At 72.9% G+C, this 26,265-nt stretch carries 23 protein-coding genes; 13 read left to right on the forward strand and 10 right to left on the reverse strand.

The window, feature by feature from the left end; genetic code table 11:
• Positions 1-12: 12 nt before the first annotated feature.
• Entirely contained in the window at positions 13-3,234 is a 3,222-nt protein-coding gene (locus FLW16_RS34430; RefSeq protein ID WP_142564576.1) for an ATP-dependent DNA helicase, read from the forward strand.
• Positions 3,228-6,485, forward strand: a complete 3,258-nt coding sequence (locus tag FLW16_RS34435) for an ATP-dependent DNA helicase (protein ID WP_142564578.1) — start codon at positions 3,228-3,230, stop codon at positions 6,483-6,485. The genes FLW16_RS34430 and FLW16_RS34435 overlap by 7 nt, the downstream gene beginning before the upstream one ends.
• On the opposite strand, the gene FLW16_RS34440 is transcribed toward FLW16_RS34435, so the two are convergent.
• Entirely contained in the window at positions 6,460-7,197 is a 738-nt protein-coding gene (locus FLW16_RS34440; protein WP_142564580.1) for a Uma2 family endonuclease, read from the reverse strand. The two genes, FLW16_RS34435 and FLW16_RS34440, sit on opposite strands and share 26 nt — an antisense overlap.
• 267 nt (positions 7,198-7,464) lie before the next feature.
• Between FLW16_RS34440 and FLW16_RS34445 the strand changes: the two genes are divergently transcribed.
• On the forward strand, positions 7,465-8,364 hold the full coding sequence (locus FLW16_RS34445) for a hypothetical protein (protein WP_142564582.1): 900 nt from the start codon (positions 7,465-7,467) through the stop codon (positions 8,362-8,364).
• A 4-nt stretch (positions 8,365-8,368) separates the two neighbouring features.
• On the opposite strand, the gene FLW16_RS34450 is transcribed toward FLW16_RS34445, so the two are convergent.
• The 4 genes from FLW16_RS34450 to FLW16_RS34465 are packed head-to-tail and all read right to left on the reverse strand — an operon-like array spanning position 8,369 to position 13,871.
• The gene (locus FLW16_RS34450; RefSeq protein ID WP_142564584.1) at positions 8,369-9,481 is read right to left on the reverse strand and encodes a type III PLP-dependent enzyme; all 1,113 of its coding nucleotides are present in this window, start codon (positions 9,479-9,481) and stop codon (positions 8,369-8,371) included.
• On the reverse strand, positions 9,478-11,085 hold the full coding sequence (locus FLW16_RS34455) for an IucA/IucC family siderophore biosynthesis protein (protein ID WP_142564586.1): 1,608 nt from the start codon (positions 11,083-11,085) through the stop codon (positions 9,478-9,480). The genes FLW16_RS34450 and FLW16_RS34455 overlap by 4 nt, the downstream gene beginning before the upstream one ends.
• A 3-nt stretch (positions 11,086-11,088) precedes the next feature.
• Positions 11,089-12,708: an IucA/IucC family protein gene (locus tag FLW16_RS34460; RefSeq protein WP_260615889.1), complete on the reverse strand. Its 1,620-nt coding sequence runs from the start codon at positions 12,706-12,708 to the stop codon at positions 11,089-11,091.
• The gene (locus FLW16_RS34465; RefSeq protein ID WP_142564587.1) at positions 12,693-13,871 is read right to left on the reverse strand and encodes an acetyl-CoA carboxylase biotin carboxylase subunit family protein; all 1,179 of its coding nucleotides are present in this window, start codon (positions 13,869-13,871) and stop codon (positions 12,693-12,695) included. Before FLW16_RS34465 ends, FLW16_RS34460 begins: the two co-directional genes overlap by 16 nt.
• 103 nt (positions 13,872-13,974) lie before the next feature.
• On the opposite strand from FLW16_RS34465, the gene nudC reads away from it, so the two are divergent.
• Entirely contained in the window at positions 13,975-14,898 is a 924-nt protein-coding gene (nudC, locus tag FLW16_RS34470; RefSeq protein WP_142564589.1) for an NAD(+) diphosphatase, read from the forward strand.
• A 1-nt stretch (position 14,899) separates the two neighbouring features.
• On the opposite strand, the gene FLW16_RS34475 is transcribed toward nudC, so the two are convergent.
• Together FLW16_RS34475 and FLW16_RS34480 are read right to left on the reverse strand one after the other, a co-directional pair.
• Positions 14,900-15,139 (reverse strand): mycoredoxin, encoded by a 240-nt coding sequence (locus FLW16_RS34475; RefSeq protein ID WP_142564591.1) that lies wholly within the window; start codon positions 15,137-15,139, stop codon positions 14,900-14,902.
• A gap of 76 nt (positions 15,140-15,215) precedes the next feature.
• Positions 15,216-16,229, reverse strand: coding sequence for an alpha/beta hydrolase (locus FLW16_RS34480; RefSeq protein ID WP_260615890.1), 1,014 nt, complete (start codon positions 16,227-16,229; stop codon positions 15,216-15,218).
• 96 nt (positions 16,230-16,325) lie between these two features.
• Between FLW16_RS34480 and FLW16_RS34485 the strand changes: the two genes are divergently transcribed.
• From FLW16_RS34485 to FLW16_RS34510, 6 genes are all read left to right on the forward strand, one after another.
• On the forward strand, positions 16,326-18,401 hold the full coding sequence (locus tag FLW16_RS34485; protein WP_142564593.1) for an ATP-dependent DNA helicase UvrD2: 2,076 nt from the start codon (positions 16,326-16,328) through the stop codon (positions 18,399-18,401).
• Between the two features lie 24 nt (positions 18,402-18,425).
• The gene (locus FLW16_RS34490; RefSeq protein WP_142564594.1) at positions 18,426-19,322 is read left to right on the forward strand and encodes an acyl-CoA thioesterase II; all 897 of its coding nucleotides are present in this window, start codon (positions 18,426-18,428) and stop codon (positions 19,320-19,322) included.
• Between the two features lie 121 nt (positions 19,323-19,443).
• Positions 19,444-19,725, forward strand: a complete 282-nt coding sequence (locus tag FLW16_RS34495; protein WP_142564596.1) for a hypothetical protein — start codon at positions 19,444-19,446, stop codon at positions 19,723-19,725.
• Between the two features lie 121 nt (positions 19,726-19,846).
• Positions 19,847-20,110, forward strand: a complete 264-nt coding sequence (locus FLW16_RS34500) for a WhiB family transcriptional regulator (RefSeq protein ID WP_079315495.1) — start codon at positions 19,847-19,849, stop codon at positions 20,108-20,110.
• Between the two features lie 37 nt (positions 20,111-20,147).
• The gene (locus FLW16_RS34505; RefSeq protein WP_142564598.1) at positions 20,148-20,330 is read left to right on the forward strand and encodes a hypothetical protein; all 183 of its coding nucleotides are present in this window, start codon (positions 20,148-20,150) and stop codon (positions 20,328-20,330) included.
• A 242-nt stretch (positions 20,331-20,572) separates the two neighbouring features.
• Positions 20,573-21,010, forward strand: coding sequence for a hypothetical protein (locus FLW16_RS34510; protein WP_142564600.1), 438 nt, complete (start codon positions 20,573-20,575; stop codon positions 21,008-21,010).
• Between the two features lie 16 nt (positions 21,011-21,026).
• Here FLW16_RS34510 and FLW16_RS34515 read toward each other — a convergent pair whose 3' ends face one another.
• Positions 21,027-22,370: an AarF/ABC1/UbiB kinase family protein gene (locus FLW16_RS34515; RefSeq protein ID WP_142564602.1), complete on the reverse strand. Its 1,344-nt coding sequence runs from the start codon at positions 22,368-22,370 to the stop codon at positions 21,027-21,029.
• 258 nt (positions 22,371-22,628) lie between these two features.
• Here FLW16_RS34515 and FLW16_RS34520 point away from each other — a divergent pair, with 258 nt between their 5' ends.
• The gene (locus FLW16_RS34520; protein ID WP_142564604.1) at positions 22,629-22,838 is read left to right on the forward strand and encodes a LysR substrate-binding domain-containing protein; all 210 of its coding nucleotides are present in this window, start codon (positions 22,629-22,631) and stop codon (positions 22,836-22,838) included.
• 9 nt (positions 22,839-22,847) lie between these two features.
• Here FLW16_RS34520 and FLW16_RS34525 read toward each other — a convergent pair whose 3' ends face one another.
• Complete coding sequence (locus FLW16_RS34525; RefSeq protein ID WP_142564606.1) at positions 22,848-23,936, reverse strand: ThiF family adenylyltransferase; 1,089 nt, start codon at positions 23,934-23,936, stop codon at positions 22,848-22,850.
• 200 nt (positions 23,937-24,136) lie between these two features.
• Here FLW16_RS34525 and FLW16_RS34530 point away from each other — a divergent pair, with 200 nt between their 5' ends.
• Together FLW16_RS34530 and FLW16_RS34535 are read left to right on the forward strand one after the other, a co-directional pair.
• Positions 24,137-24,652 carry a M48 family metallopeptidase gene (locus FLW16_RS34530; protein ID WP_142564607.1) on the forward strand — a complete coding sequence of 172 codons (516 nt, stop codon included), beginning with the start codon at positions 24,137-24,139 and terminating at the stop codon, positions 24,650-24,652.
• Entirely contained in the window at positions 24,649-25,224 is a 576-nt protein-coding gene (locus FLW16_RS34535; RefSeq protein WP_142564609.1) for a hypothetical protein, read from the forward strand. The genes FLW16_RS34530 and FLW16_RS34535 overlap by 4 nt, the downstream gene beginning before the upstream one ends.
• A 16-nt stretch (positions 25,225-25,240) precedes the next feature.
• Here the strand turns inward: FLW16_RS34535 and FLW16_RS34540 are convergent, their stop codons facing one another.
• Entirely contained in the window at positions 25,241-26,248 is a 1,008-nt protein-coding gene (locus FLW16_RS34540) for an endonuclease/exonuclease/phosphatase family protein (RefSeq protein ID WP_142564610.1), read from the reverse strand.
• Positions 26,249-26,265: the final 17 nt, after the last annotated feature.

A 26,265-nucleotide genomic window follows, 5' to 3' on the forward strand; every position in this document is an offset into this window, starting at 1 on the left:
GAATGCTGTGTTGTGAGTGGTCAGAACTACCGGCTGGTGCGTCGCGGGGGCGTGGGACGCCGCGCGGCTCCCGTGCTGGACGAACATCAGCGCGCCGTCGTCGAGCACGAGAGCGGGCCCCTGCTCGTGCTCGCCGGACCGGGCACCGGCAAGACCACCACGATCGTCGAGACCGTCGTCGACCGGGTCGAGCGCCGCGGCGTGGACCCCGAGCGTGTGCTCGTCCTCACCTTCAGCCGCAAGGCGGCCGGTGAACTGCGCGAGCGGATCACCGCCCGGATGCGCAGGACCACCAGGACCCCGCTCGCCCTCACCTTCCACAGTTACGCGTACGCGCTGCTGCGCCGTGAGGCGGTGCTGGCCGGTGAGCCGCCGCCGCGCCTGCTCACCGGTCCCGAGCAGTTGCTGGAGATCCGGCGGCTGCTGCACGGCGAGCTGGAGGACGGCGCGCGGCACTGGCCTCCGGACATGCGCGAGCTGCTCAAGACCCGGGGGTTCGCCGAGGAGCTGCGCGACTTCCTGTCCCGTGCGGCCGAGCGCGGTCTGTACGGCGACGCGCTGGTGCAGCTCGGCCGCGAGCACGGCAGGCCCGACTGGGAGGCCGCCGGGCTGTTCTCCTACCGCTACCAGGACCGCTTCGACCTCGATCCGGTGCCCGCGCTGGACTACTCGGAGCTGATCCGCGAGGCGGCCGGCCTGCTGGCCGACGGCGAGGTGCGGCGGCGCGAGCGGGACGCGTACGACCTGGTGCTCGTCGACGAATACCAGGACACCGACCCGGCGCAGGAGTTCCTGCTCAGGCAGCTCGCGGGAGACGGCCGCGACCTGATCGCCGTGGGCGACCCCGACCAGTCCATCTACGGCTTCCGCGGCGCCGACGTGCAGGGCATCCTGCGGTTCCCCGAGCGGTTCCCGGCCCGGGACGGGCGGGACGCCCCCGTCGTCGCGCTGCGGGTGTGCCGCCGCAGCGGCCCGGCCCTGCTCGAGGCCTCGCGCCGCGTCGCCTACCGCCTGCCCGCCGTACCGGGTCACGAGAACAGGACCGGAGGCCATCGCGACCTGATCCCGGTCGGGGACGCGGATCCGGGCGAGGTGAAGGTCCTGCTGGCCGACAGCGCCAGCCAGGAGGCCGCGGTCGTGGCCGACACGCTGCGCCGGGCGCACCTGCTCGACGGGGTGCCGTGGTCGCGCATGGCGGTGCTGGTGCGCAGCGCCGTACGGCACGTGCCGCTGCTGCGGCGGGCGCTGGTCACCGCGGGGGTGCCCGTCGTGGTCGCGGGCGACGAGCTCCCGCTGGTGCAGGAGCCCGGCGTCCGGCCGCTGATCACGTTGCTGCGGATCGCCGTCGCGCCGGGCACGCTCGACGTGGCGACCGCCGAGGAACTGCTGACCGGCCCGCTCGGCGGCACCGACATGATCGGCGTACGCCGGCTGCGCCGCGCCCTGCGGATCGCCGAGCACGAGGCGGTCGCCGCGGAGGCCGGCGCCGCGGAGGAGGCAGGTCAGCCGGCGCTGCCCTTCACCCCGCGCTCGTCGGACGAGCTGCTGGTCGCGGCGCTGCGCGACGCCCGGGAGCTGGGCGGCGTCGAGCCGCACGTCGCGGCGCCGGCCGAACGCCTCGCGCGGCTCGTCGCGACCGCCCGCGAGGCCGTACGGCACGGCCAGGGCGCCGAGGAGACGCTGTGGGAGATCTGGCAGGCCAGCGGGCTCGCGGAACGCTGGACGGAGGCCAGCCTCGCGGGCGGGGCCCGGGGCGCCCAGGCCGACCGCGACCTCGACGCCGTCGTCGCCCTGTTCGACCACGTGGCCCGCTTCACCGACCGGCTGCCCAAGGCCGGGGTCGCGGTGTTCCTCGACGACCTCACCTCCCAGGAGATCGCGGGCGATTCCCTGGCCGAGTCCGCCCCCGAGGGCGACGCCGTACGGATCCTGACCGCGCACAGGTCCAAGGGCCTGGAATGGGACGTGGTGGTGGTCGCCGGTGTCCAGGAGGGCCTGTGGCCCGACCTGCGCCTGCGCGGCTCGCTCCTCGGCACCGAGGCACTGATGGAGTTCGCGGGCGGCTCGGCGCTGGACACCACGCAGGCCGCGACGGCCGCGCTGGCGTCCAAGCTGCTCGCAGAGGAGCGGCGGCTGTTCTACGTCGCGGCCACCCGCGCCCGCAGGAAGCTCGTCGTCACCGCCGTCGGCGGCGAGGACACCGACGAACGGCCCTCCCGGTTCCTGACCGAGCTGCTGCCCGGCGGCGTGGAGCCGGCGACCGTGGACGACCGGGCCCGGTGGCTCAGCATGTCCGCGCTGGTCGCCGACCTGCGCGCGGCCGTGTGCGACACGACCAAGCCCGAGGCGGTGCGCCGCGAGGCCGCCGCGCACCTCGCCAGGCTCGCCCAGGCCGGGGTGCCCGGCGCCAATCCCGGCGAGTGGTACGCGCTGACCCCGATCTCCGACGACCGGCCGCTCGGCTGGCCCGACGACGTCGTCCAGATCTCGCCGTCGTCGGTGGAGAGCTTCACCAAGTGCGGGCTGCGCTGGATGCTGGAGACCGCGGTCGGGGCCGGGTCGTCGAACGTCACCCAGAGCCTCGGCACGGTCGTCCACGCGATCGCCGCGATGGCCACCGAGGACGGCACCGACTACGTCAAGCGGCTCGACGACATCTGGGACCAGTTCGACTTCGGCGGGCTGTGGTTCAACCGCAAGCAGCGCCGCGTCGCCGAGCAGATGGTCGACAGATTCGTCCGGTGGCAGAAGGACAAACCACGCGACCTGGTCGCGGTGGAGGAGGCGTTCACCGTACGGGTGCCGGGTCACGACATCCAGATCACCGGCCGGGTGGACCGGGTCGAGCGGGACGAGGCCGGCCGGGCCGTGATCATCGACATCAAGACCGGCAGCGGCAGGCCCAAGGACACCGAGATCGACCGGCACCCGCAGCTCGGGGTGTACCAGCTCGCCACGACGCTCGGGGCGTTCGAGCGGCACGGCCTCGTCCAGCCGGGCGGCGCGTCCCTGCTGCACCTGGGCAAGGCGGCGGGCCAGTCGGCCGACGCCAGGGAGCAGGCGCAGCGGGCGCTCGCCGACGACACCGAGCCCGACTGGGCGGAGAACCTGGTGAAGACGGTGGCGACCGGCATGTCCGCCAACGTGTTCGTCGCCACGGTCAACGACGGCTGCCGCACCTGTGCCGCTAAAATCGCCTGCCCTGTGAACGACAACGGAGGACAGGTGTGCTGACACCGGGTGAGCTGGCCGGCCGGCTCGGGATCCTCCCGCCCACCCCCGAGCAGGCGGCCGTCATCGAGGCGCCCCTGGAGCCGATGGTGGTGGTGGCGGGGGCCGGGTCAGGCAAGAGCGAGACCATGGCCGGGCGGGTGGTCTGGCTGGTCGCCAACGGCCTGGCCAGGCCCGAGCAGATCCTCGGCCTCACCTTCACCCGCAAGGCCGCCGCCGAGCTGGCCGAGCGGGTGCGCCAGCGGCTGGCCGGGCTGGCGGCGGCCGGGCTGGTCGAGCCCGAGCTGCTCGACTCCGAGCCGACGGTCTCCACCTACCACGCGTACGCCGCCCGCCTGGTGACCGACCACGCGCTGCGGGAGGGGCTGGAGCCCACTATGCGGCTGGTCACGCCCGCCGTCGCCTGGCAGATGGCGGCCCGGGTGGTCGGGCAGTACGACGGGCCGATGGACCGGGTGGACCTGTCCCCGCCCAGCGTCACCGCCGCCGTGCTGGAGCTGGCCGGGGAGCTGGCCGAGCACCTGCGCGACCCGGCCGACGTCCGCGAGGTCGGCGACTGGCTGCGCGAGCGCCTGGCCTCGCTCACCGGGCGCATCGTCAAGGACCAGCGCAAGCCGGTGGAGACGCAGGCCATCCGCGAGCAACTGCTGCCGATGGTCGAGGCGTACGAACGGCTCAAGCGTGGCCGGGAGGTCATCGACTACGGCGACCAGATGGCGCTGGCCGCGCGGATCGCCTCGCGGCATCCGGAGGTCGGCGCGTCCGAGCGGGCCCGGTTCTCGGTCGTGCTGCTCGACGAGTATCAGGACACCAGCCACGCCCAGCTCGTGCTGCTGCGTTCGCTGTACGGCGGGGGCCACCCGGTCACCGCGGTCGGCGACCCCTGCCAGTCGATCTACGGCTGGCGCGGCGCGTCGGCCGGCAACCTGTCCCGGTTCCCCGGGGACTTCCCGGCGGCGTCCGGAGACCCCGCGGAGGTGCGGCGGCTGTCGGTCAGCTTCCGCAACGGCGAGCACGTGCTCGCCGTCGCGGCCCGGATCCAGGTGCCCCTGCGCCGGGAGGCCCGTGAGGTGCCGGTGCTGGTGCCGGGCGGCAACCGGGCGGGCCGGGGGCGGGTGCTGTGCGCCTTCCACGAGACGGCCGAGGACGAGGCGGAGTGGATCGCCGAGGGCCTGGCCGGGATGCTGCACGGCGAGGGCGCCCCGGACGGCCTGCCCTGGGGCGAGGGCGAGCGGGCCAAGCGCGGCCCCGCCCTGCAGCCGCAGGACGTCGCGATCCTCGCCCGCAAGCGGTCGCAGTTCCCTGCCCTGCGCCGGGCCCTGGAGGCCCGGGGGATCCCCGTGGAGGTCGTGGGCCTCGGCGGGCTGCTCACCGTGCCCGAGGTGGCCGACATCGTGGCGACCCTGCGCGCCCTGTACGACCCGACCGCAGGGGACGCGCTGGTCCGGTTGCTCGCCGGGCCGCGCTGGCGGATCGGCCCGGCCGACCTGAAGGTGCTCGGCGATCTGGCCCGCGAGCTCAACAAGGAGATCAGGGCGGCCAGGGGAGGGCCGCGCCCGGAGGATCCGCTCGACCAGGTCGTCGCCGACCTCGCCGAGGAGCGCGGCAGCCTGATCGACGCGCTCGACGAGCTGCCCGACCGGCCCGACTGGCTGGAGAGGTTCTCACCGCTCGCGCGGATGCGGCTGCCCGCCGCCGCCCGCGAGTTGCGCCAGCTGCGCGCCCACGCCGGGCAGCCGCTGCCCGACCTGATCAGCGAGATCGAACGCCGGCTCGGGCTCGACGTCGAGGTGGCCGCCAGGGGAGGCAGCCCGCTGGCCGCCCGCGCCGACCTCGACGCCTTCCTCGACTCCGCCTCCCGGTTCGCCGGAGACTCGGAGGACCCGACGCTCGGCGCGTTCCTCGCGTACCTGAAGGCGGCGGAGAGCGAGGAGTTCGGGCTGGAGGCCGGGCGGGTCGGCGACAGCAACACCGTCAAGCTGATGACCGTCCACGCGTCCAAGGGACTGGAGTGGCCGGTCGTGGTGGTGCCGGGCCTGTCGCAGCTCACCTCCCAGAAGGGCGGGCTGATCAAGGGCAGCATGTTCCCGGCGACCCCGGTCACCAACTCCCGGTGGACGGAGAACCCGCGCAAGCTGCCGTACCCGCTGCGGGGGGACAGCGCGGACCTGCCCGAGCTGGCCGGGCTGGACCGGGAGGCACTGGGCGCCTTCGACGAGCGCTGCCGCGACCGCGACCTGATGGAGGAGCGGCGGCTGGCGTACGTCGCCGTCACGAGGGCGCACTATCTGCTGATCGCCTCCGGCTACCGCTGGGGCACCTCGTCCCGGCCGCTGGAGCCGTCGGACTTCCTGCGAGAGATCCGCGAGGCGGGCGCCCAGGCCGTCCGCTGGGCCGAAGATCCGGAGAGTTCGGACAACCCGCTGCTCGCCGAGCCGCCGGTGGCCGAGTGGCCGTCCGTCACGGTGCGCGACGCGATCCTCGACGGTGCCCGCCTCGTCGAGGAGGCGATGATGGGCGACGCCCCGCCGGCGGCGGCCGCCGGTCATGTGCTCCTCAGGGATCGGGACCGGGAGCGGATGCGGGCCTGGGCGCGCGACACCGACCTGTTGCTGCGCGAGCGGGAGACGAACCGCCGGCGGGCCGGGGCGGTGGTGGAGCTGCCGTCGCGGCTGTCGGTGTCGTCACTGGTCACGCTGGCCCAGGATCCGGCGGCGTTCGCCCGGCAGGTGCGCCGGCCGGTGCCGCGCAGGCCCGCGCCGCTGGCGCGCAGGGGCACCACCTTCCACCGGTGGCTGGAGTCGCGCTGGGGCCAGCAACGCCTGATCGACGACCTGGAGCTGCCGGGCGCCGCCGACGAGATGTCGGAGACCGACGTCCAGCTCGCCGAGCTGCAGGAGCGGTTCGAGGAGAGCGAGTGGGCGGCCCGTGAGCCGGTCGACCTGGAGGTCCCGTTCGAGACGATGATCGGCGACCGCCTGCTGCGCGGGCGGATGGACGCGGTCTTCCGCGAGGGCGACCGCTACGTGGTGATCGACTGGAAGACCGGCGAACGGCCGCAGGGCAGGGCCGCCGAGACCGCGTCGGTGCAGCTCGCGGCCTACCGGGTGGCCTGGGCCTCGCTGGCCGGGGTGCCGCTGGAGAAGGTCGGGGCGGCCTTCCATTACGTCCGCTCGAACGAGACCGTCCGTCCCGTGGACCTCCTGGACGCGGACGGCCTCACCGCGCTCATTCAGCGGGTTCCCGAGGACTGACCACCGGCTCGTCCTGGTCGAAGAGCGCGCTCGTCTCGATCTTGACTCCGAACGGTTCGGGCAGTTCCAGGATCTCGCCCTCCTCGGCGGTGACAATCCGCCGGTACGCCTGCCGGCGGTAGTCGAGGGGTTCCAAATCGGGGAGAGGATCGCTCATCAGCGTCACCCTGCGCGGAGACGTCAGGGGGTCCACGATCAGGTAGAGCGGCACGCCCGCACGCGCGTAGTCGAGCGGCTTCTCTCGCCAGTCGACCTTGTACGTCCCGGGCGAGCACACCTCAACCACGAGCAGGAGACCGCGCCCGTGCGCACGCATTTCGTCGAACGCTTCGGCATGTTCCGGTATGACCATGAGGTCCGGCAGTCGAAGGTCGGGCTGGGGTGGAATATGAACTCCCCAGTTGTAGAAGAAGCGCCAGCGGTTGGCCAGCTTGAGGGCGTACAGCAGGTTGGAGAGCCGGTCAAGAATGAGCTCGTGCTGCATGTTCGCCGCAGGGCTCACGACGACCTGCCCATTGTGGATCTCCGCCCGGTAACCGGCCTCGTTGAGTGCCAGGCACAACCGCAGCAGCTGGTCCTCGAGACTTTCGGACTGCACGGCCTCTGGGGGCTCGTGCTCGTCCGCGACGAGACCGTCGGGGACGAGGTCGTCCTGCCTCTGTGGGACCGGGTGGTCGTGCCCGCCGCGCTTGGTCGGCTTGGTGAGGGCCATGTCGCCATCCTCTCCTGCTCCTCCATCGATGGTACGGAGGGTTTCAGGGTCGCCACGGAAAGTAACAGGGAGGTGATGGGAGGGAAATTCCTCGGAAGGGGCGGCGAGGTGAAGAAAAGCCCTACCAGGGAGAGGAAAACCGGCTCTGTGAATCGGTCATGAGCGACGCACCTGCCGCAAATGTCCCGTGCCGGGATCGGGATTCTCCGCAAGAGCGATTATCTATTCCACCGCCGCCGGCTGTTCATGATCGGCTATGAATGGCCTATGTCGGTTTTGCGGATGGCGATGGCGGCGGCCTGTGTCGCGGCGGTGACCGGATGTTCGGCGTCGTCGGCGGTGAATCCTCCGGATCTCGCCCTTCCCCTGGACGCCTACAGCCTCGGCGCGAAGGAGCGCGCCCAGGTGATACGAGCCCGGTTCATGCTGATGGAGGAATGCATGCGCCATGTGGGGCTCGATTTCCGGTTTCCCGACGTCGAACCGGTGACTGACCTCCGCAATGTCGATCTCCTCGGATGGCTCGACCCCGGCCAGGCCGCCAAATCCGGATATCTGGGGAAGGGGCGAAACCCGGATGAGATGACCGGCATTCCGTCGTACTCCGTCGGCGACGATGAGTTCTATGTGCTGTACGGGAAGGTCCGGCGGTTCCACGGGCGTACGGTGCCGCCCGGGGGTTGCATGGCCAAGGCGGACGCCCTGCTGAACCGTGGAGCACGAGGCGTGAATCCGGCCGACGCCGGCAAGAGGTTCGACGACGACGAGGTCCCGCGTTACGTCGACAGCGCGGCCGACCTCGCCCTCAAGGACCCGCGGATCGCGGCGGCCGAGCGCGAGTGGAGCGACTGCATGCGGTCGGAGGGCCTCGACTACCGAAGCACCGGCGAGGCCGAAGGCGACCCGCGCTGGGCGACGACCGTCAACGACGACGACCTGAGCCCCAAGCCGCGCGGCACGCGGGCCGAGATCGACACCGCGGTCGCGGACGCGCGATGCCGGGCCGAGACCGGCTACTCCGACGTACGCCGCACGGTCTTCGTCGAGACCCAGAACCGGGTCATCGGCCATAGCCGCGCCCGGCTCGACGTCATCAGGTCGCTCAACCGGGCCCGCCTCGCCGACTCCGCCAAGGTCCTCGACGGCACGCTCACGCTGTCCTGGTAGCCCCTCACCGCAGGTAGTGGAACGCGGGCTTCGGGTGCATGAGGAAGTCGTGGTGGGAGATGTTCCAGGCGTACGCCCCGGCCATGGCGAAGGCCACGACGTCGCCGACGGCGAGCGAGGCGGTCACCCGGCGGGCGAAGACGTCCTTGGGCGTGCAGAGTCGCCCCACCAGGGTCACCGGCCCGTCCTCGCCGTCCTCGCCGTCCTCGCCGTCCTCGCCCCTCGCGAGGACGGCGAACGGCTGGTCGTGTCCCTTCGTCACCGGCGTCCGCAGGTGGTGGGTGCCGCCGGAGAGCACGGCGAAGCGCTCCCCGTGGACGCGCTTCACGTCGAGCACGGTGGTGAGATACCAGCCGCAGTAGGCCGTCAGGGCACGTCCCGGCTCCACACGCAGGGTCTCGCCCGGCCGGGCCAGCGCGCGCAGGCCCGCGCTGTACGCCGCCCAGTCGAACCGCTCCTCCGGGCTGGTGTAGGAGACGGCCATGCCGCCGCCCAGGTTGAACTCGCGCAGGCCGAGGCTCCTGCCGTACGCCAGGACGGCCTCGGCGAGCGTGAGCAGGTCAGGGGCGGCCAGGCCGCTCGCGAGGTGGGCGTGGACGCCGCGCAGCCGCACCGGCGAGGACCCGAGCAGGGCCAGGCACTCGGCGACCCCGCCGGGGTCCATGCCGAACGGCGTGGCGCCGCCGCCCATCGCGAGGGCCGCGCCGGTGACGTTCACGTCGAGGTTGACCCGCAGCAGCACGTCCGCGGGTTCGCGCATACGCCGCAACTCGGCCGGGCTCTCGACGTGCCAGCGGTACGCCGAGGGGGCGAGGGCCAGCTCCGCGCCGGTCTTCCCCGGCCCGCCGAAGCTCAGCGGGACCTCCGGCAGCGCCCCTCTGACGTGCTCGAACTCGCCGCCGGAGGAGACCTCGAAGCCGTCCACGTGCGGCGCGAGCGCCCGCAGCACCTCCGGGTCGGGATTGGCCTTGACGGCGTAGCAGATCTCGGTGCCCGCCAGGGCGGTCCGCACGTCGGCGGCGTGGCGGGCGAGCCCGGCCAGGTCGTAGACGTAGGCGGGGACGTCGTCCAGCGACCCGGCGACCGTCCGCACGCCCGCCGGCACCTCGATGCTCATCGGCGCTCTCCTTCCGCCTCGCCGAATGGGCTCGGAACGGGCACGTATCCGGCGGCCCGGTCGGCCGCCCTCGCCCAGCGCACGCCCAGGTTGGCCTTGGCCGGCAGCGGCGCCCCGGCCAGCAGCCGCGTCAGCGGCTCGGCCGAGTCGGCGGCGTGGTCGGCGACATAGCGCTTCAGGGACTTCCGGGCGACCGCCCACAACGCGCGCAGGACACCGTCGGACGGGCCGGCGACCGTCGCGGCCACCTCCGCCAGGTGGTTGACGAACAGGCAGTAGGCGACCCGGTCCCAGCCCCGCGCGGCGTCGTACGACAGGGGACCGGCCACCTCACCCGGCACGCCGGTCAGGTCGTGGCGGCCGGAGACCAGCTTGGTGCCCTCCAGGTCGCGGAAGACCGCCTCGACCGGCGCCCCGGCGGCGTCGAACCCGACGAGCACGTTCTGCACGTGCGCTTCGAGCACGACCCCGTGCTCGTAGAAGGCGCCGAGCACCGGGAACGCCACGCGCTCGACGTACGCCTCCCACCACCCGACCGGGTCGGCGGCCCGGCGGGCCAGCACGGCCTCGGGAACCCCGTCCGCGCCGGCGGCCAGGGCGCCGGCGAGGACCGGCGTGGTCCCCGGCCCGCACACCGCCCACGGGCCGGTACGCACGATCACCCCGAGCCCTTCGAGCAGCCGGGTGCCGAGGGCGGCGGAGCGGTAGCCGGGCTCGGCCAGCCACCGCGTGCCGGGAAAACATCGGGCCAGCCGTTCGAAGACGGGGGTGAGCCGCCGGGTCAGCTCGACCGCGCCGGACAGCTCATACCACGCGTTCTTGCGCACGCAGTTGGTGATCCGCACGTCCAGGCTGAACTTCAGGCACATGCCGGTGCCGGGGTCGTACACGGTCCTGACCGACGACGTGGGCACGATCACGCGGGGGCAGGTCCCGAGGTCGGCCAGCCGACCGTCCGCGAGCGGCCCGCGCAGCTCGGCGGCCAGCAGGTCGAGCTGCCACGGATGGGCGGGCAGCGGGACGTATCCCGCCGGCGCGTCCCCGAACGCGTCGAGCGCCGTCGTGTCGCCCTCCTGGGCCACCAGGTCGGCGCGCACCCCGAGCAGGCGCGGCGCGAACCGCGCGTGGGTCTCCGGCGCGTAGTCCAGCCAGCCGTCCCCCGAGCGCGCCTTGGGCGCGGGGTGGAACGGGTGTCCGGCCACGAGGGCCTGCTCGGAGGCGAGCCACGGGTCGGCGGGCGGGACGGCCCGCGCGCGGGCGGCGAGGATCGCCGCGACCGCCTCGCGTCCCGCGCGCACCTGAACGGCGAACTCCTCGTTGCCGCCATCCAGCTCCCGTTCCACCAGTGCGACGAGCGAGGGCAGGTCGAGGGGCCGCCACCGCCCCTCCACCAGATGCTCGGGCGGGCCGTCGAAGCGCAGCGCGATGCCGCCGCTGACGCGGACGCGCACCGGCGTCCCGGCCACGCGGAGCGTCAGGTGAGCCCCGGCGGCGTGCACATGGCCACGGGGGCCGCCGACCTCGCGCAGCCAGCAGCGCAGCAGCGCCCCGAGCGCCGCCTCCTCGGCCGGGGCGGCGTGCGGGTCCAGCAGGAGGCGGTCCATGGCTCAGGCACCCCTCAGGTAGTTGGGGCCGGTCGTGCCGTAGAACTTGTTGACGTCCCTGGCCCCGGTGCGGTCCTTGGCCACGAGCGTCCCGGCGACGACCATCGACTTGCCGGTGAGACGGGCGGCCTCCAGCGTGCGGGCCCGCAGCAGCCGGGCCATCGGGTCGTCCCCGTACGGCTCCAGCGCGGCCGTCAGAGCGCGTACGACGAGCGTGGCGGCGGAGCCGGGCAGCGCGCCGTGGGTCACGGCCATGGCGGCCAGGTGCAGGGTGATCGTCACGAAGACGTCGGCGAGCGCGTAGGGGTCGTCGGTCAGCATGCGCTCGTCGCCGAAGCCGGGCGCCTCGATCCCCGCCGCGTGCAGCCGCCGGGGCGAGGCCAGCAGCCCGTCGTTGTCCTTGACCAGCAGCCGCATGGGTCCGTCGCCGAACACCAGCGCGAGGTTCTGCTGGTGGGCCTCCAGCGCGACGCCGTACCGGACGAACAGCGTGACGTTCCACGCGAGCAGCGCCGTGAGGTAGTCGCGCAGCAACGCCTCCGCGTCGCCGCCGTGGTGGCGCTCGGCCACCTCGTGCAGGACGAGCCGCCCGCCGGAGTCGGCGAGCGGCGCGAGCAGGGCGGCGACCGGCACGATCTCCCCCTCGGGCAGGTCGCGGACGAGCCAGCCCAGGTATTCGTGCTCCGCGTGCCCGTAGGTCTGCTCGCCCGCGAGGCGGACGCGCAGGCCGGGCTCGCGCGCCAGGATCTCGCGCAGCAGCGACTCGGCCAGCGCTCCGTCCCGCAAGGTGCCCGGTTTGATCGACCGGCGGTTGCGCAGGCCCAGCGTGCTGGCCGGGAGCGGCACCTTGAGATGGACGCGCTCGGAGACCTCCACCGTCCGGGTCGACAGGGTCGGCCGCACGGTCGCGTACGGCCGCGGACCCGCGACCAGCCCGGGAAGCCCGGCCACCAGCGGCTCCGTCAGCGGATGAACGGGAAGGAGCACGTGCGTGCGGGCCAGGCCGGGCGGCAGCCCGACGTCGCCGGGCGCGGGCCACCACCCCGGGAGATCCGGCCGCGAGAGCGTCACCCGCTCGCGCGGCGCCGCGGTCCACCTCATGCGGAACTCGGGGGCGAACTCCGGGGCGTAGGCCGCCAGGTCGGCGGGGGAGACCCCGAGGCGGCACCTGGCCGTCGGATAGAGCGGATGGTCCACCGCGGCCGCCAGCGACTCGTAGCGGATGAGGCCGTGACGCCTCCGCAGCCGCCGCGCCACCTCGCCGCGCATCCGGTGGTGGGCCTCCAGGGCCGCGAGCGTCTCGTGGCACTCCCGCTCGAAGGCGGCGACCCCCTCGGCGTCGGCGGGGTGGGCGACGGCCTCCAGCGTCTCCAGCACCTCCGCCAGGCGCAGGCGCTCGTACGGGGCCGTGGCGAAGTCCTGGAACGGGTTGCCCGCGGCGAGCCCGACCCGCCGTCCCGAGGCGAGGACGATCGCGACCCCGTCCTTGTCGTGGGTGACCCTGGCGGAGATCCCGGCGTAGTCCTCCCGCAGCAGGGCGTTCAGCACCCGCGCGGCCAGGTAGTGCTCCTCGCCCGTGGCCCCCCGGTGGTCGCGCGCCGCCGGGATCATGCGAGCACCCAAGGGTGCTCCTTCCTGAAGGTGTCGATCGCGGCGTCGACGCCGGCGGGGTCCGGGCCGACGGCGCGGAGCAGGCCGAGGTAGTCGCGGTTCGTGCCGGTCACCTCGACGTGATCGCCGATCTCGCGCAGTGCCCGGTGCCACAGCCGCACGCCGTCCGCCGGCTCCGTGGGGGACAGGTCCGGCGGGGACAGGTCCTGCGGCGCGGCGGTGACCGTGCCGGAGCGCTCGGCCACGAGGCTCACCACGGATCCGTACGCCGGGCGAAGGCCGTCCAGGTCGAACGAGGACACCGGCTCGCCCGCGTGGACGCGCAGGATCCACTGGTGCAGGGGCACGCCGAGCAGGTCCGCCAGCAGGAAGTCGCAGTTGTCGCCGATCAGCCGATAGTTGATCTCGATGACGCGGGGACCGTCCCGGGTGACGGCATACTCGGTGTGGCACACCCCGAAGCCGACCCCCGCCGCGTCGAGCGCCGCGCCCAGGTGGGCCAGGTGGTCCGCGTCGGGCGGCCGCCAGTCCAGGCGCTCCTCCACGAAGTGCGGCAGCGGGCCGAGCGTGGTGGCGAACCCGCCGAGGACTTCCCGGGTGGTGTCGTCGCCGAGCGTCTCCAGCGTGCGGACCGGCCCGTCGAGGAACTCCTCCGCGACCAGGACCTCCTCCGGCCGCCGCTCCCTGATCGCCGCGACGGCGGCGGCCAGCGCGTCCCGGCCGTCCACCAGCACGACGTCCTCGCTGGCCACGCCCAGCGCGGGCTTGACCACGACCGGGTACGGCAGGCCATCCGGCACCCCTCCGCCAGGCGGCAGCCGTACGGACCTGACGGGTTCGACGGCGGCGAGGGCGCGGCGGGTGAGCGCCTTGTTCTTGGCGGTCACGCAGGCCCGCCAGTCCTTGCCGGGCAGGCCGAAATACCCGGCGGCGAGCGCGGTGGCTGCCTGGAGGTGGTCGGAGTTGGAGAAGATCACATCGGGCCGGTGGTGGGCGGCCACCGCGTCGATCACCGCCCGGGGGTCGCGGACGTCCGCCGCCACGACGTCGTACCCCGGATACCGATCAGGCTGGTCGGTGAGTATCGTCACGTCCCAGCCCAGCGCGGCCGCGGCGGGGAGGAACCCGCCGGTCACCGAGTCGGTCGGGTTGAGCGTGGTGAGGTACAGCCGCACCGGCCCTCCATAGGTAAGGCTAACCTAAGCGACTGCATCCTAGCGGGATCGCGATCTCTTGGCCGGAAGATTGCCGGCGCGGCGGCAGTGGAAGGATGACGGCGTGGAAATCCCCGAAGGACTGCTCGGCCCCCTGCTCCTGGCCAGGAGCGCCATCGACAGATCGGCGGCCCTGCGCGGCGACGAGGAATGGCTGCGGCGCGCGTGGGAGGCGGAGAAGACGAGAGTCTTCCTCATCCACGACGGCCGCACGCTGGTGCGCCGCTTCACCGACGGCGCGGCCCTGGTGCTCACCTCGCCGGCCGAGGCGCCGGAGGGCACGCGTTACCTGCTGGGCGTGGACGAGGACGGCGTGCCCTACTTCGCGGTCAACGCCCCCCTGCCCGAGCCCTTCCAAAGCGCCGGCGACGACGCGGTGGGCCTGCGGGAGGCCGCGGTGCTGCTGGACGACCGCGACGCCGGGCTCCTCGTCTACGCGGTGGCCCTGGAGGCCTGGCACGCGAGCCACGAGTACTGCCCGAGGTGCGGCGGCCGCACGGACGTCACCGCGTCGGGCCACATGCGGGTGTGCCCGCGCGACGGCAGCCAGCACTTCCCGCGCGTCGACCCCGCGGTGATCATGCTGGTGCACGACGACGAGGGCCGCATCCTGCTCGCGCGCGGCCCCGAGTGGCCCCGGGGCCGGATGTCGGTGCTGGCGGGGTTCGTCGAGCCGGGCGAGTCGCTGGAGCACGCGGTGGTCCGCGAGGTCCTGGAGGAGGTGGGCGTCGCCGTCACCGCGCCGCGGTATCTCGGCAGTCAGCCCTGGCCGTTCCCGCGCAGCCTGATGCTCGGCTTCTTCGCCCGCGCCGTCACCACCGACCTGCGTCCCGACCTGGAGGAGATCGCCGAGGCCCGCTGGCTGTCCCGGGAGGAGCTGGAGGCCCAGGTGCGTTCCGGCGACCTGGTGCTGCCCGGCCAGGTCTCGATCGCCCGGCGGCTGATCGAGACCTGGTACGGAGCGCCGATCCCCGACACCGGCTGGTGAATCAGCAGGCGCCTTGGAGGTGCCGCTTCACCTCGGCGACCGAGGGGTTGGTCATGGTGTGGCAGTCGGCGACCACGGTGGGGACGACCTGGTTGCCGTTGTTCACGCTCGCGACGAAATCGGCGGCGTCCGGGTGGCGCTCGATGTCGACCTCGCTGAAGACGATGCCCTCCCGGGTGAGCTGGCTTTTCAGCCGTTTGCAGGGGCCGCACCAGCTTGTGGTGTAAACCGTCAGCGCCATCTGTCGTCCCTTCCGTGCGCATCACTGTTGCCGAGAGCAGTCATGGCAACATCGCGAGCCCGCCGCGTGTTCCCGGCTACCCGGCGACGCGCCCCAGCCGGGCGACGATCCAGGCCTGGACGGTCTCGGCGACCCCCGGCTCCCGGTACAGCGGGGCGCTGTGCTGGGTGCCGGCCATCGTCTTGACGGTCATCCGGACCCCGACGCTCTCCAGCGACTCCTTGAGCATCTCGCTCTGGTACGGCGGGACGAACTCCTCGGAGGAGTGGAAGGCGAGCATCGGCGGGTCGCCGGGCGAGGCGTGGAACGGCACCTCCATGCTCGACCAGATGCGCGGGCACTTGGCGGGCGTGCAGCCGCCGGCCAGCTTGATGGCCGCCTTGCGCAGTTTCTGCTGTTCCTTGCTGCCGAACGCGCTGCCGTCCGTGAACGCCGACAGCGGCGAGACGGGCGGGGAGATCCCGACGACGCCGCGCAGCCCCGGCCGGCCGTCGCCGTACGCGCCGACGGCGGCGGCGAGGTGCCCGCCGGCGGAGAACCCGACCAGGACGTAGCGGTTGGGGTCGGTGTTGAAGAACGCCGCGTGCCTGCGCACGGCGTTGACGGCGCTCAGCACGTCGGTGCGCTGCGCAGGCCAGGCCGCGTCGCCCGACAGCCGGTAGTCGAGGTTCACGACGGTGTAGCCGAGCTGGGAGTAGCTGCGGCTGATCGACGTCATGTACTTCTTGTCGCCCCCGGACCACCAGCCGCCGTGGATGACGAAGACGGCCGGGCGCCGCGGTCCGACGGTGTGCCACCACACGTCCATGGTCTGGCGCGCGTGCGAGCCGTACGCGTAGGTGCGGATCCGCACCTCGGACGGCGTGAGGGCCGGCGAGGGCGAGCCCGAAGGGGACGGCGAGGGCGACGGGCTCGCGGAGGGCGAGGCCGAGGGCGCGGCGGAGGGCGTCGCGGACGGGGTCGGGGAAGCTGAGGGGCGGTGGACGGGGGCGCCCGCCGAGGTGGCCGCCTGGGCGTCCGGCGAGGCGAGCATGAGGGCGGCGAGGGCGGCGGCGCCCATGCCTAAAGCAGTTCGGACCGCGGTGGCCACGGCGTGTTCCTCCCCGATGTCGCGTCGTGCGCCGACCGGTCCCCGGGACACGCTCGGTCGGCTGCTGGAAGGATGATGCCAGTAACAACGTCCGCAATGCATGTTGGGAGCCGTTCCTTGGACGTCCTCGACGGTCTGGATCCCGAGCAGCGCGAGGTCGCCCAGGCGGTGCGCGGACCGGTGTGCGTGCTCGCCGGGGCGGGGACAGGCAAGACCCGCGCCATCACGCACCGCATCGCGTACGCCGTGCAGACCGGGGTGGTCGAGCCGCAGGGTGTGCTCGCCGTGACCTTCACGACCCGCGCGGCGGCCGAGCTGAAGCAGCGGCTGCGCGGTCTCGGGGCGCCCGGCGTGCAGGCCCGCACGTTCCACGCGGCGGCCCTGCGCCAGCTCAGCTACTTCTGGCCGCGAGTGATCGGCGGCGACCCGCCGCAGGTGGTCGAGTCGAAGCTGCCGCTGCTCGTCGAGGCGGCCAGGCGCCTGCGCAGGAACCCCGACCGTGGCGAGCTGCGCGACGTCGCGAGCGAGATCGAGTGGGCGAAGGTCACCCAGATCGGCCCGGAGGACTACCCGGCCGCCGCGGCCAAGGCCCGCCGCACCCCGCCGATCGCCCCCGAGGAGGTGGCGCGGCTGTACGAGGGGTACGAGAGCCTGCGCCGCCAGCGCAACCTGATCGACTTCGAGACGATCCTGGAGCTCACGGCGGCCGTGATGACCGAGCACAGGGAGGTCGCGGCGCAGATCCGCCAGCAGTACCGCTACTTCGTGGTCGACGAGTTCCAGGACGTCAACCCGCTGCAGAAGCTGCTGCTCGACACCTGGCTCGGCGGGCGCGACGACGTGTGCGTGGTGGGCGACCCCAACCAGACCATCTACTCGTTCACCGGTGCGACGCCCCATTACCTGACCAACTTCGCCGTCGAGCACCCCTCGGCGGCCGTGATCAGGCTGGTGCGCGACTACCGCTCGACCCCGCAGGTGGTCACGCTGGCCAACCGCGTCATGGCGCGCTCGCCCCACCGGCTGGAGCTGGTCGCCCAGCGGCCCGAAGGACCCGAGCCGGTCTTCACCGAGTACGACGACGAGCAGGCCGAGGCGCTCGGCGTCGCGCTCACGGTCAAGAAGCTGATGGCGGACGGCGTGCCCACCCGCGAGATCGCGGTGCTGTTCCGCGTCAACGCCCAGTCGGAGGCGTACGAGCAGGCGTTCACCGACGCCGGCGTGCCCTACCTGCTGCGCGGGGCGGAGCGGTTCTTCGAGCGCCCCGAGGTGCGCCAGGCCGTGGTGCTGCTGCGCGGCGCGGCCCGGTCGTCGGCCGACGAGCCGCTCGCGCCCGCCGTGCACGCGATCCTCTCGGGGATCGGGCTGACCGCCGAGCCGCCCGGAGGCGGCAAGGCCAGGGAGAAGTGGGAGTCGCTCAAGGCGCTCGCCGATCTGGCCGAGGACATGGCGGCCCAGGGCGCCGACCTGCCGAGGTTCGTCGGCGAGCTGGAGCGCAGGGCGATGGAGCAGCACGCGCCGCCGGTCGAGGGTGTGACGCTCGCCTCCCTGCACGCCGCCAAGGGCCTGGAGTGGGACGCCGTCTTCCTGGTCGGCCTCACCGACGGCATGGTCCCGATCGTCTACGCGGAGACGCCGGACCAGATCGAGGAGGAGCGGCGGCTGCTGTACGTCGGGATCACCCGGGCCCGCGAGCACCTGCACATGTCGTGGGCGCTCGCCCGCTCGCCGGGAGGCCGCCGCGCCCGCAGGCCGTCGCGCTTCCTCGACGGGCTGTCCCCGCGTACGGCGAGCCCGGCCAGGGCCGAGCGGCCGGGAGGCTCGGGCGGGCGGGCGAAGCGGTCGGCGGCGCCGCTGCACTGCCGGATCTGCGGCAAGACGCTCTCGGCCGCGGCCGAGCAGAAGCTGGGCCGCTGCGCGACCTGCCCGGCGGACTACGACGAGGCCCTGCTCGAACGGCTCAAGGCGTGGCGCACGGCTGCGGCGAAGGAGGCCAAGGTGCCGGCGTACGTCGTCTTCACGGACGTCACCCTCCAGGCCATCGCCGAGCGGGTGCCCACCTCTGAGGAGGACCTGCTCGCGATCGCCGGAATCGGACGCGTCAAACTTGAGCGGTACGGCGACGCGGTCCTCGAGCTCTGCCGCGGCGCCGATAGTGTTACCGACGAGTAATACCCGCGTGCGCTGGAGGCCCCCGTGAACTCGGCCCTGAAGGAGCTGCTGGACCTGCTCGACCTCGAACCGATCGAGCTCGACATCTTCCGGGGGCGCAGCCCTGAGGAGCGCATCCAGCGGGTCTTCGGCGGCCAGGTGGCGGCGCAGGCGCTCGTGGCGGCCGGCCGTACGGTGCCGTCCGACCGGGTGGTCCACTCGCTGCACGCCTACTTCATCCGGCCGGGGGACCCGGCCGTCCCGATCGTCTACAACGTCGAGCGGGTGCGCGACGGGCGGTCGTTCACCACCCGGCGCATCACGGCCATCCAGCACGGCAAGGCGATCTTCTCGATGTCGGCGTCGTTCCACATCCAGGAGCCGGGCGTGAGCCACCAGGCCGCGCGCATGCCGCAGGTGCCGGACCCCGAGACTCTGCCGACCTTCCAGGAGCGCATGCTCGACGTCGTGGGCGACGAGCCGGGCTGGCGCGAGCTGCTGGCCAAGCCGCGCCCGGTCGACGCCCGATATGTGAACGCGCTGACGTGGGAGGCCGCCCACGACCCCGCCCTGGTCACCCCGGAGAACAACGTCTGGTTCCGGTACGACGCCGACCTGCCCGACGACCCGCTGCTGCACGTCGTGCTCGCGGCCTACGCCAGCGACTTCACGCTGGTGGACACCGTGCTGCTGGCCCACGGGCTCGCCTGGGGGTCCTCGGCGGTGTCCGGCGCATCACTGGACCACGCGATGTGGTTCCACCGGCCCTTCCGGGCCGACGAATGGCTGCTGTACGCCCAGGAGTCGCCCTGGTCGGGGGAGGCGCGCGGGCTCGCCCGCGGGCAGATGTTCACCGCCGCGGGGGAACTCGCCGTGTCCGTGGTCCAGGAATGCCTCATCCGGGTGTCGCCCGCGCTGCATCCCGATGTCACGAAGTCGTGAAAATCGCAGGTAGAAAATAGGTTGCCCACCCTGCCGCGGCGGTTTAGGGTCTTGGACAAGTCAGCCGGACGCTCAGGTCCGGCGCGATCGCACTGAAATGGAGGTGAGTCCAGTGAGGAACATGACGACGTCCCGCGCGCTGGTGCTCGCCTTCGCATGCCCGGCCGCCATTGTCATGCCGACGAAACTGCGGCGTGGCGAGGCCGCTCCTGCCCAGGCTCTGGTCACCGGAGTCGCGGGTTCGGCCGCCTTCGGCGTGTTCGCCAGCCCGGCCAGCCACGGCAACCCCGCCCACCGCCCGGTTTATGTCAACCGGCCGATGAGCGATGAGCAGATCCGCACCGCCGCTCGCGGCGGTGCGCAGGGTCCGCACGATGCCTGGAGAGGACCAGTCATACCCTGACCGGTCTCCACCTCCGGGCCGCGGATCCGCACCAGGATCCGCGGCCTTCTTGTTTGTCGGCCACGAATCCACACCCCACAACGAGGACACCCAGACCAATCCATTCAAAGAGGTGACGCAGATGGCGGCCCCGGTCATGGACCTGATCGAAGCCGAAATCCCCTGTCGTACCGACCCCGACCTGTGGTTCGCCGAGTCTCCCGAGGACGTGGAGTTCGCCAAGGCGCTCTGCGGCGGCTGCCCGATCCAGAAGGCCTGCCTGGCCCGCGCGCTGGAGCGCGAGGAGCCGTGGGGCGTCTGGGGCGGGGAGCTCATCCTGAGGGGGGTCGTCGTGCCCCGCAAGCGTCCCCGTGGGCGCCCGCGCAAGTCTCCTGTCGCCGCCTGACCAGCAACCACAGCAATTCCGGAAGGAACCGATCCAGATGAGCATCTCCCCGACCACCGCCCTGTATCTGCATCAAGAACTGGCGCATGAGCGAATACGAACCCTCCACCGCGAGGCTGCGGAGGAGCGGCTGGCCGGCCGGATCAAGAGCGTGCAGAGGGCACGCCGGCAGGCCGAGCGCGCGTCCCGGCGGCTGAGTTCCGCGCTGGCGCGCGTGTGAGGCGAGCCTGACGCGCCGCCGATGGTGCGATCCGAATGACGAAGGCCCGGGCCCGGTGAACGGCCCGGGCCTTCGGCCGTTCCCGTCAAGGCGCACTCGTTAAAGAAGAGATCACCGGACGCACAGAAGATCGCCTGCCGTGGGAGCGGGCGAGGATCACGGGGTATGAGCCGGAGCGTCGCCGGGGCCTGATGGTCACGGGCGGCAGGCGAAGCGGTGCGCGAGTGGTGGGTGGGACTTGGATGGGCGACCGGACGTCAGGCGCGCTTGATCTCGTGGCGGGTGCGCGGCGGTTCGCCGTCACCGCGCTCGTCATCGGACTGTGGGGTTCGGCCATGCCGGGGGCCGGGGCCGCGCCGATACCCGGAGCGTTCCGGGTGGCCCGCCATGGCAGCGGCCACGGTCACGGCGACGGTCACGGCGACGGAGCGACCCAGGTCACCGGGGGCACCAACACCTCGAACTCGCCCACGATCAAGAGCCCGCCCAAGCAGATATCGGGGGGCCGGCGCAACGTGAACGCCCCCGCGGCCAACAGCGCCGTCACGTTCGTGGGCATCCAGCAGGTGTCGAGCGTCAGCGTCTTCACCAACACCCTCAACGGCAACTGCAAGCGAGGGATCAACCGCTGCGTCATCAACCAGAATCTCCGGACGGTCGAGAGCAGGGGCGGCCGATAGCCCGGAGTGCGCCGGCTCAGGTCAGGGCGAGCGCGTTGTCCTCGGACTCGCCCGTCTCGTCGGCGAAGCCGGGGACCCAGCGCACCACCTCGTCGCGGAAGCGGGCGGTGGCGCCGAGCTGGCACAGCACGCCGACGCCGGCCGCGTGCACACGGTGGATCAGCACGTACGACGCGGGCAGGTTGAGCTGGCGGACCACGTTGTTCGGCCGCAGGTCGGCCACGGTCGCCGCCTGCTCCCGCAGCCACTCCCTGCTGAAGGCGAACTCCTCGACCCGGGTCGGCTCGACGTACGGCGCGAGGAAGGCCCGCAACGCGTCGACGTCGACCTCGATGTGCGGGCGGATGAACCCCTCCGCGCGCAGCCCGCGCACGACGGTGTCCATGTCGCCCTGGTTGAAGATGCGCGTGAGCCTGCCGAAGGCGACGGGGTAGCCGTCGGGCATGCGGTTGACCGCCCCGAAGTCCAGAACGCCGAGCCGCCCGTCCTCCGTCAGCCAGAAGTTGCCGGGGTGGGGGTCGGCGTGCAGCATCCCGACCCGGGCCGGAGAGCAGAACAGGAAGCGGACGAACAGCAGGCCGGCGTGGTTGCGCTCCTCCTGCGTGCCGTCGGCGATGATCCTGGAGAGCGGGGTTCCCGTCATCCACTCGGAGACGAGGATCTGCTCGTTGGCCGCGATCACGGCGGGCACGTGGAAGTCCGGGTCGTCGCGGAACTCCTCGGCGAACGCGTGCTGGGCCTCGGCCTCCTTGAGGTAGTCGAGCTCCTCGGACACCCGCTCCTTCAGCTCGGCCAGCACCGGCTTGATGTCCAGGCCGGGCAGCAGCGCGCCGAAGAGCTTGCCGAGCCGCGCGAGCTGGTTGAAGTCGGAGATCAGGGCCTTGCCCGCCCCCGGATACTGGATCTTCACGGCGACCGGGCGGCCGTCGTGCCACACGGCGCGGTGCACCTGCCCGATCGACGCCGCGGCGCTCGGCCGGTCGTCGAACTCCAGGAAGTTCTCCCGCCAGTCGTCGCCCAGCTGCTCGGTCAGGACCCGGTGGACGGTGGCGGCCGGAAGCGGCGGCGCGGCGTCCTGCAGACGGGTCAGTGTCGCCCGGTACGGCCCGGCGATCTCGGGCGGCAGTGCGGCCTCGAAGATCGACAGGGCCTGGCCGAGCTTCATGGCCCCGCCCTTGAGCTCGCCGAGCACCTTGAAGACCTGGTCGGCCGTGCGCTGCTGGATCTCCTGGGCGACGAGCTCCGCGGAGGCGCCACCGAGCCGCCTGCCCAGTCCGAGCGCGGTGCGGCCGGCGAACCCGAGGGGGAGTGTCGCGAGCTTTGCCGAGCGGGTCACGGCGCGGTGGGGAAGGTCACTCACACGACCCATTGTCGGCGATGAAGAGTGCTTTCGACCACAATTTCCGATCGCGCGACCGCCCGAGCTCCGGCGGTCGCGAGCCTCCCGGGGGAATAGGCCGTCTATGAGATTCCTCACACCACCGCTGTCGTGACGGGAGTCTCCGCCGGTGAGAGGCGTGACGGGCCGTGTGGCGCCGTGCCCCGCGCGAGCCGGGTCAGGCGGAACCGGGCCCGTCCTCATGTCCAGGGGTGCGCGTGACCGGCACGGGTTCCACGGCTGCAGACCGTGCCGGCCCTGGTCGCGGCGGGAGCCGGCGTGGCGTTCGTGCCGGCCGGCGCCGCCCGTATCGCGCCGCCGACGGTGACGATCACGCCGATCGACCACCCGGCCGCGGTCTGGCGGATCGGCGTCGTCTGGAGCGGAGCGCGTCGCACCGCCGTGATCCGCAACTTCCTTGAGGTGGTCCGGGACATCCGCGCCGTTTGAGAGGCCGGTTCACGCGGCCTGGCCGGGATCCCGCGGCGCGATCACGGCGGCGCCGGCCGGGTCGCTCCGTACGCAGCCGCAGTCGGCGTGCGGCTCGCAGGCGCGGTGCCGCCAGCGCCACCCGGGCGACACTTCCAGCATGCCGCCGGGCACGCGCCCCTCGTCGAGATAGGCCAGAGCCTGACCGGCCGCCTGCGCGGCGACCAGGCAGGACAGCACCACGTCGCAGGCGATCTCGCCCGCGGGGTAACCCCCGAGCCGGGCGCTCACGAGCGGCCAGGAAGGGTCGCGGTCGCGGCGGGTCAGGTCGAGGCAGCGCAGGCAGGGGGTGAGCCCCGGGACGACGAAGGGCCCCACCGAGCCGTGTCCCTCCACGGCGCAGACCAGCAGGTGCGCCACGCCCTCGGCGACGATCTCGTGGACCAGCGTGGCGTCGAGCGGATCGGCGGTGGCGAGGATCACGAGGTCGGGGCGCACCCCGCCGTCGGACAGGCGGGAGGCGGCCCGTCCCGGCCAGGCGTTGACGGCGGGGGAGATGCGCCGGGCCGCGAGCACGGCGGCCTCCTCGCGGGTCATCCCGGTCTCCGCGCGGCCGAGCCCGCCGGGGACCACGTCGCCCGCGGTGGCCGTGCCGGGATCGACCACGCAGATGTGGCCCACTCCGGCCGCGGCGAGCAGGGTGACGATCCGGGCGCCGACCCGGCCCGCGCCGTACACGCGGACCCGGGCCGCCCTCCGCACCGACAGGGCGCCCATGCCGCCGTCGGTGGAGGTCAGCGACAGCCTGTCCAGATCGGGGCGGAGGCGGTCGCGCTCGGCCAGCGGCAGGTCGGCGAGGGGTTCCGGCCGGGTCGCGGCGTCCTCGATCAGGCCGTGCGCGGCGAGCCGGGCGACCACCTCCTGGGCGGACGCCTCGTCGAGGCCGCTGCCGGCCACCGCCTGCCCGAGGGTGCGGGTGCCGTCCAGGCCGTCGATCAGGCGGCGTACGGGCGGCTCGACGCCGGTCAGCACGACGGCCCGCAGCGGATGGACACCGAACTGCAGCGTGCGGCCGTCTCGTTCGATCCGGCGCAGGGCGGGCTTGAGGCGAGGTCTCATAATCGCCAGACCTTGCCATACGCAGGGAAGCCCCGGTCTTGGAACCAGCGGGGCTGTGGATAATTACCGGGGTGATCGTGGTCGGTGAATATCCGCAACCCCGTAGTTTTCACGCCCGCAAGGTCACGTTCGCCCGATTGACCAGGGAGAACGTGTACCACCCCCTGTGGAATTCGGCGCGTGTCGGCTACCTTTCATATGTGCCCCCCGAGACAGTCGAGGTTCGTCGGAGCGCACGACGGCGGCGAACCGTTTCCGCGTACCGCGATGGAGACAAAACCATCGTGTTGCTTCCGGCTGGTCTGAGCACGACCGACGAGGAGCAGTGGGTACGCCGCATGCTCGACCGCCTTGCGGCCAAGGAGCAGCGAAGACGCCCGAGCGACGACGACCTCCTCGAACGGGCGATGGAGCTGTCGGCGCGCTACCTGGACGGAAAGGCCCTGCCGGCCAGTGTGCGCTGGGTGGAGAACCAGCTCCACAGGTGGGGCTCATGCACCCCCGACCACGGCACGATCAGGCTGTCGGCCCGGCTGCGGGGCATGCCGGCCTGGGTCGTCGACTACGTCATCATGCACGAGCTCGTCCACCTGCTCGTGCCGAGTCACGGCCCGCGTTTCTGGGCCCTCGTGGAGCGCTACCCTCGGGCGGAACGCGCCAGGGGCTTCCTTGAAGGCTTCTCGATGGCCGCCAACGGCTCCCTGGAGGAGTGTTGACCCGGGTCGCCGCGGTGCTGGTCACGCCAGGCATGGCGGAGGCGGCTCCGCCCGGTGTGGACCCGGCCGAGTTCCTGACGGCGATGGCCGAGGACACCTACGAGATGGTCGCCGGGCTCGAACTGGTGCGCCCGGTGATCCTTTCGGCCGGCGTGCCGGGGCTCGAGGACATCGCCTGGCCGGGCACGCCCGTCCTGCCGATCGCCTCACCCGCCGACGCCTTCGCCGCGCTGCCGCAGGAGGAAGAGGCCGTGATCGTCAGCGCCGACGCCCCCGACCTGCCGCCGCTGCTGATCGGAAAGCTCTTCCGGGAACTCGGGCGGGCGCACCTCGCGGTCTGCCCGGCCGAGGGCGGCGGCGCCGTCGCCGTGGCGGCGCGCCTGCCGGTCCCCGAGTGGGCCGCGCCCGACCTCGACGAACCCGACGTCGTCGCGGCGATGCGCCGCCGGGCGCCGGGTCCCCGCATGGTCGCCACCGGTCCCGGCTGGCATCGGCTCAGGAAACCGCAGGACGTGGCCCGTCTCGACCCCGGCCTCGAGGGCTGGGACAACACCCGGGCTCTGCTGACCTGAGTCCTGCTCGTAGGGGTCACAGGCTCCGGGGCAGGCGAAGCTCGGCGAAGAACGCCCGGTGGTCGCTGCCCGGGACCCTGTGAACGCTTGTGTTCACCGCCGACGCCCGCCGGTCGAACAGCACGTGATCGATCGTGATCAACGGCGGATACCGCCTGTCGGCCGGCCAGGTGGTGGTCAGGCCGTCGCCGGTCGCGTCGGCCGCGTCCGCGTAGCCCCGCCCGAGCACCGCGCGCAGGGCCGCGTGATCGAGGCTCGCGTTGAAGTCGCCGGCCAGGACGCGTACGACGCCGGGGGACGCGGCCGGGAGCGCCGCCAGCTCAGCGGTCCACTGGGCCACGTCATGCCCGTTCAGCGGGGCGAGGGTGTGCACGTCGACGATCTCCACGGGCGGCCCGGACGGCAGGGTGAGCCGGGCCCTCGGCATGTTGTGGCCGCCCTCGGGCGCGAAGTCGGGCGCCTCGGCCAGGGGGTGGCGGGCGTAGATCCCGCTGCCCGAGGGCCCGGGCCCGTCCTCCAGGTGCCGGTACGGCAGCAGCCTCGCCACGCCCGCCGCGTCCAGCGCCTCGACGGCCTCGGGAGTGAGTTCCTGCGTGTTGAGCACGTCCGGGTCGAGCCTGCGTACGAGGTCCACCACGGTCGCGGCGTCGCCCGCGCCGAAGAAGAGGTTGACCGTGAGGATCCGCAGCGACGGCCCGGTGGCCGTGGGGGCCGAGCCGGCCGCACGCGGCAGGACCACGGCGGCCAGGAGGGCCGACGCCGCCACCGCCACCGCGATCACGGCCGCGCGACGGGCGGCCAGTGCGATCAGCACCGCCAGGAGCGACGCGGCCGCGACATAGGGCGTCCCCGTCATCAGCGCGACGCCTACCCCCCGGATGCGAGCGGCGCTGTCGACCCCGGCGAGCCGGGCCGCCGCCCAGACCGCGAACGGCGCCACCGCGATCCACGCCAGGAGCGGGGAGACCCGGAGCCTGCGGCGCGGGGGAGAGACGATCTCGCCGCCCACGTCAACCTTGGTCATGTGGCGACACTAACCAC

Source organism: Microbispora sp. KK1-11 (assembly GCF_006874435.1).
GTDB classification, from domain to species: Bacteria; Actinomycetota; Actinomycetes; order Streptosporangiales; family Streptosporangiaceae; genus Microbispora; species Microbispora catharanthi.

What these genes read in the sequence shown, in the direction of transcription:
- FLW16_RS34440 (WP_142564580.1), bottom strand. Translation starts at nt 7,197, where the DNA reads ATGGCCCTCACCAAGCCGACCAAGCGCGGCGGGCACGACCACCCGGTC.
- FLW16_RS34445 (WP_142564582.1), top strand. Translation starts at nt 7,465, where the DNA reads ATGTCGGTTTTGCGGATGGCGATGGCGGCGGCCTGTGTCGCGGCGGTG.
- FLW16_RS34450 (WP_142564584.1), bottom strand. Translation starts at nt 9,481, where the DNA reads ATGAGCATCGAGGTGCCGGCGGGCGTGCGGACGGTCGCCGGGTCGCTG.
- FLW16_RS34455 (WP_142564586.1), bottom strand. Translation starts at nt 11,085, where the DNA reads ATGGACCGCCTCCTGCTGGACCCGCACGCCGCCCCGGCCGAGGAGGCG.
- FLW16_RS34475 (WP_142564591.1), bottom strand. Translation starts at nt 15,139, where the DNA reads ATGGCGCTGACGGTTTACACCACAAGCTGGTGCGGCCCCTGCAAACGG.
- FLW16_RS34485 (WP_142564593.1), top strand. Translation starts at nt 16,326, where the DNA reads ATGCATGTTGGGAGCCGTTCCTTGGACGTCCTCGACGGTCTGGATCCC.
- FLW16_RS34495 (WP_142564596.1), top strand. Translation starts at nt 19,444, where the DNA reads ATGACGACGTCCCGCGCGCTGGTGCTCGCCTTCGCATGCCCGGCCGCC.
- FLW16_RS34500 (WP_079315495.1), top strand. Translation starts at nt 19,847, where the DNA reads ATGGCGGCCCCGGTCATGGACCTGATCGAAGCCGAAATCCCCTGTCGT.
- FLW16_RS34505 (WP_142564598.1), top strand. Translation starts at nt 20,148, where the DNA reads ATGAGCATCTCCCCGACCACCGCCCTGTATCTGCATCAAGAACTGGCG.
- FLW16_RS34510 (WP_142564600.1), top strand. Translation starts at nt 20,573, where the DNA reads ATGGGCGACCGGACGTCAGGCGCGCTTGATCTCGTGGCGGGTGCGCGG.
- FLW16_RS34525 (WP_142564606.1), bottom strand. Translation starts at nt 23,936, where the DNA reads ATGAGACCTCGCCTCAAGCCCGCCCTGCGCCGGATCGAACGAGACGGC.
- FLW16_RS34540 (WP_142564610.1), bottom strand. Translation starts at nt 26,248, where the DNA reads ATGACCAAGGTTGACGTGGGCGGCGAGATCGTCTCTCCCCCGCGCCGC.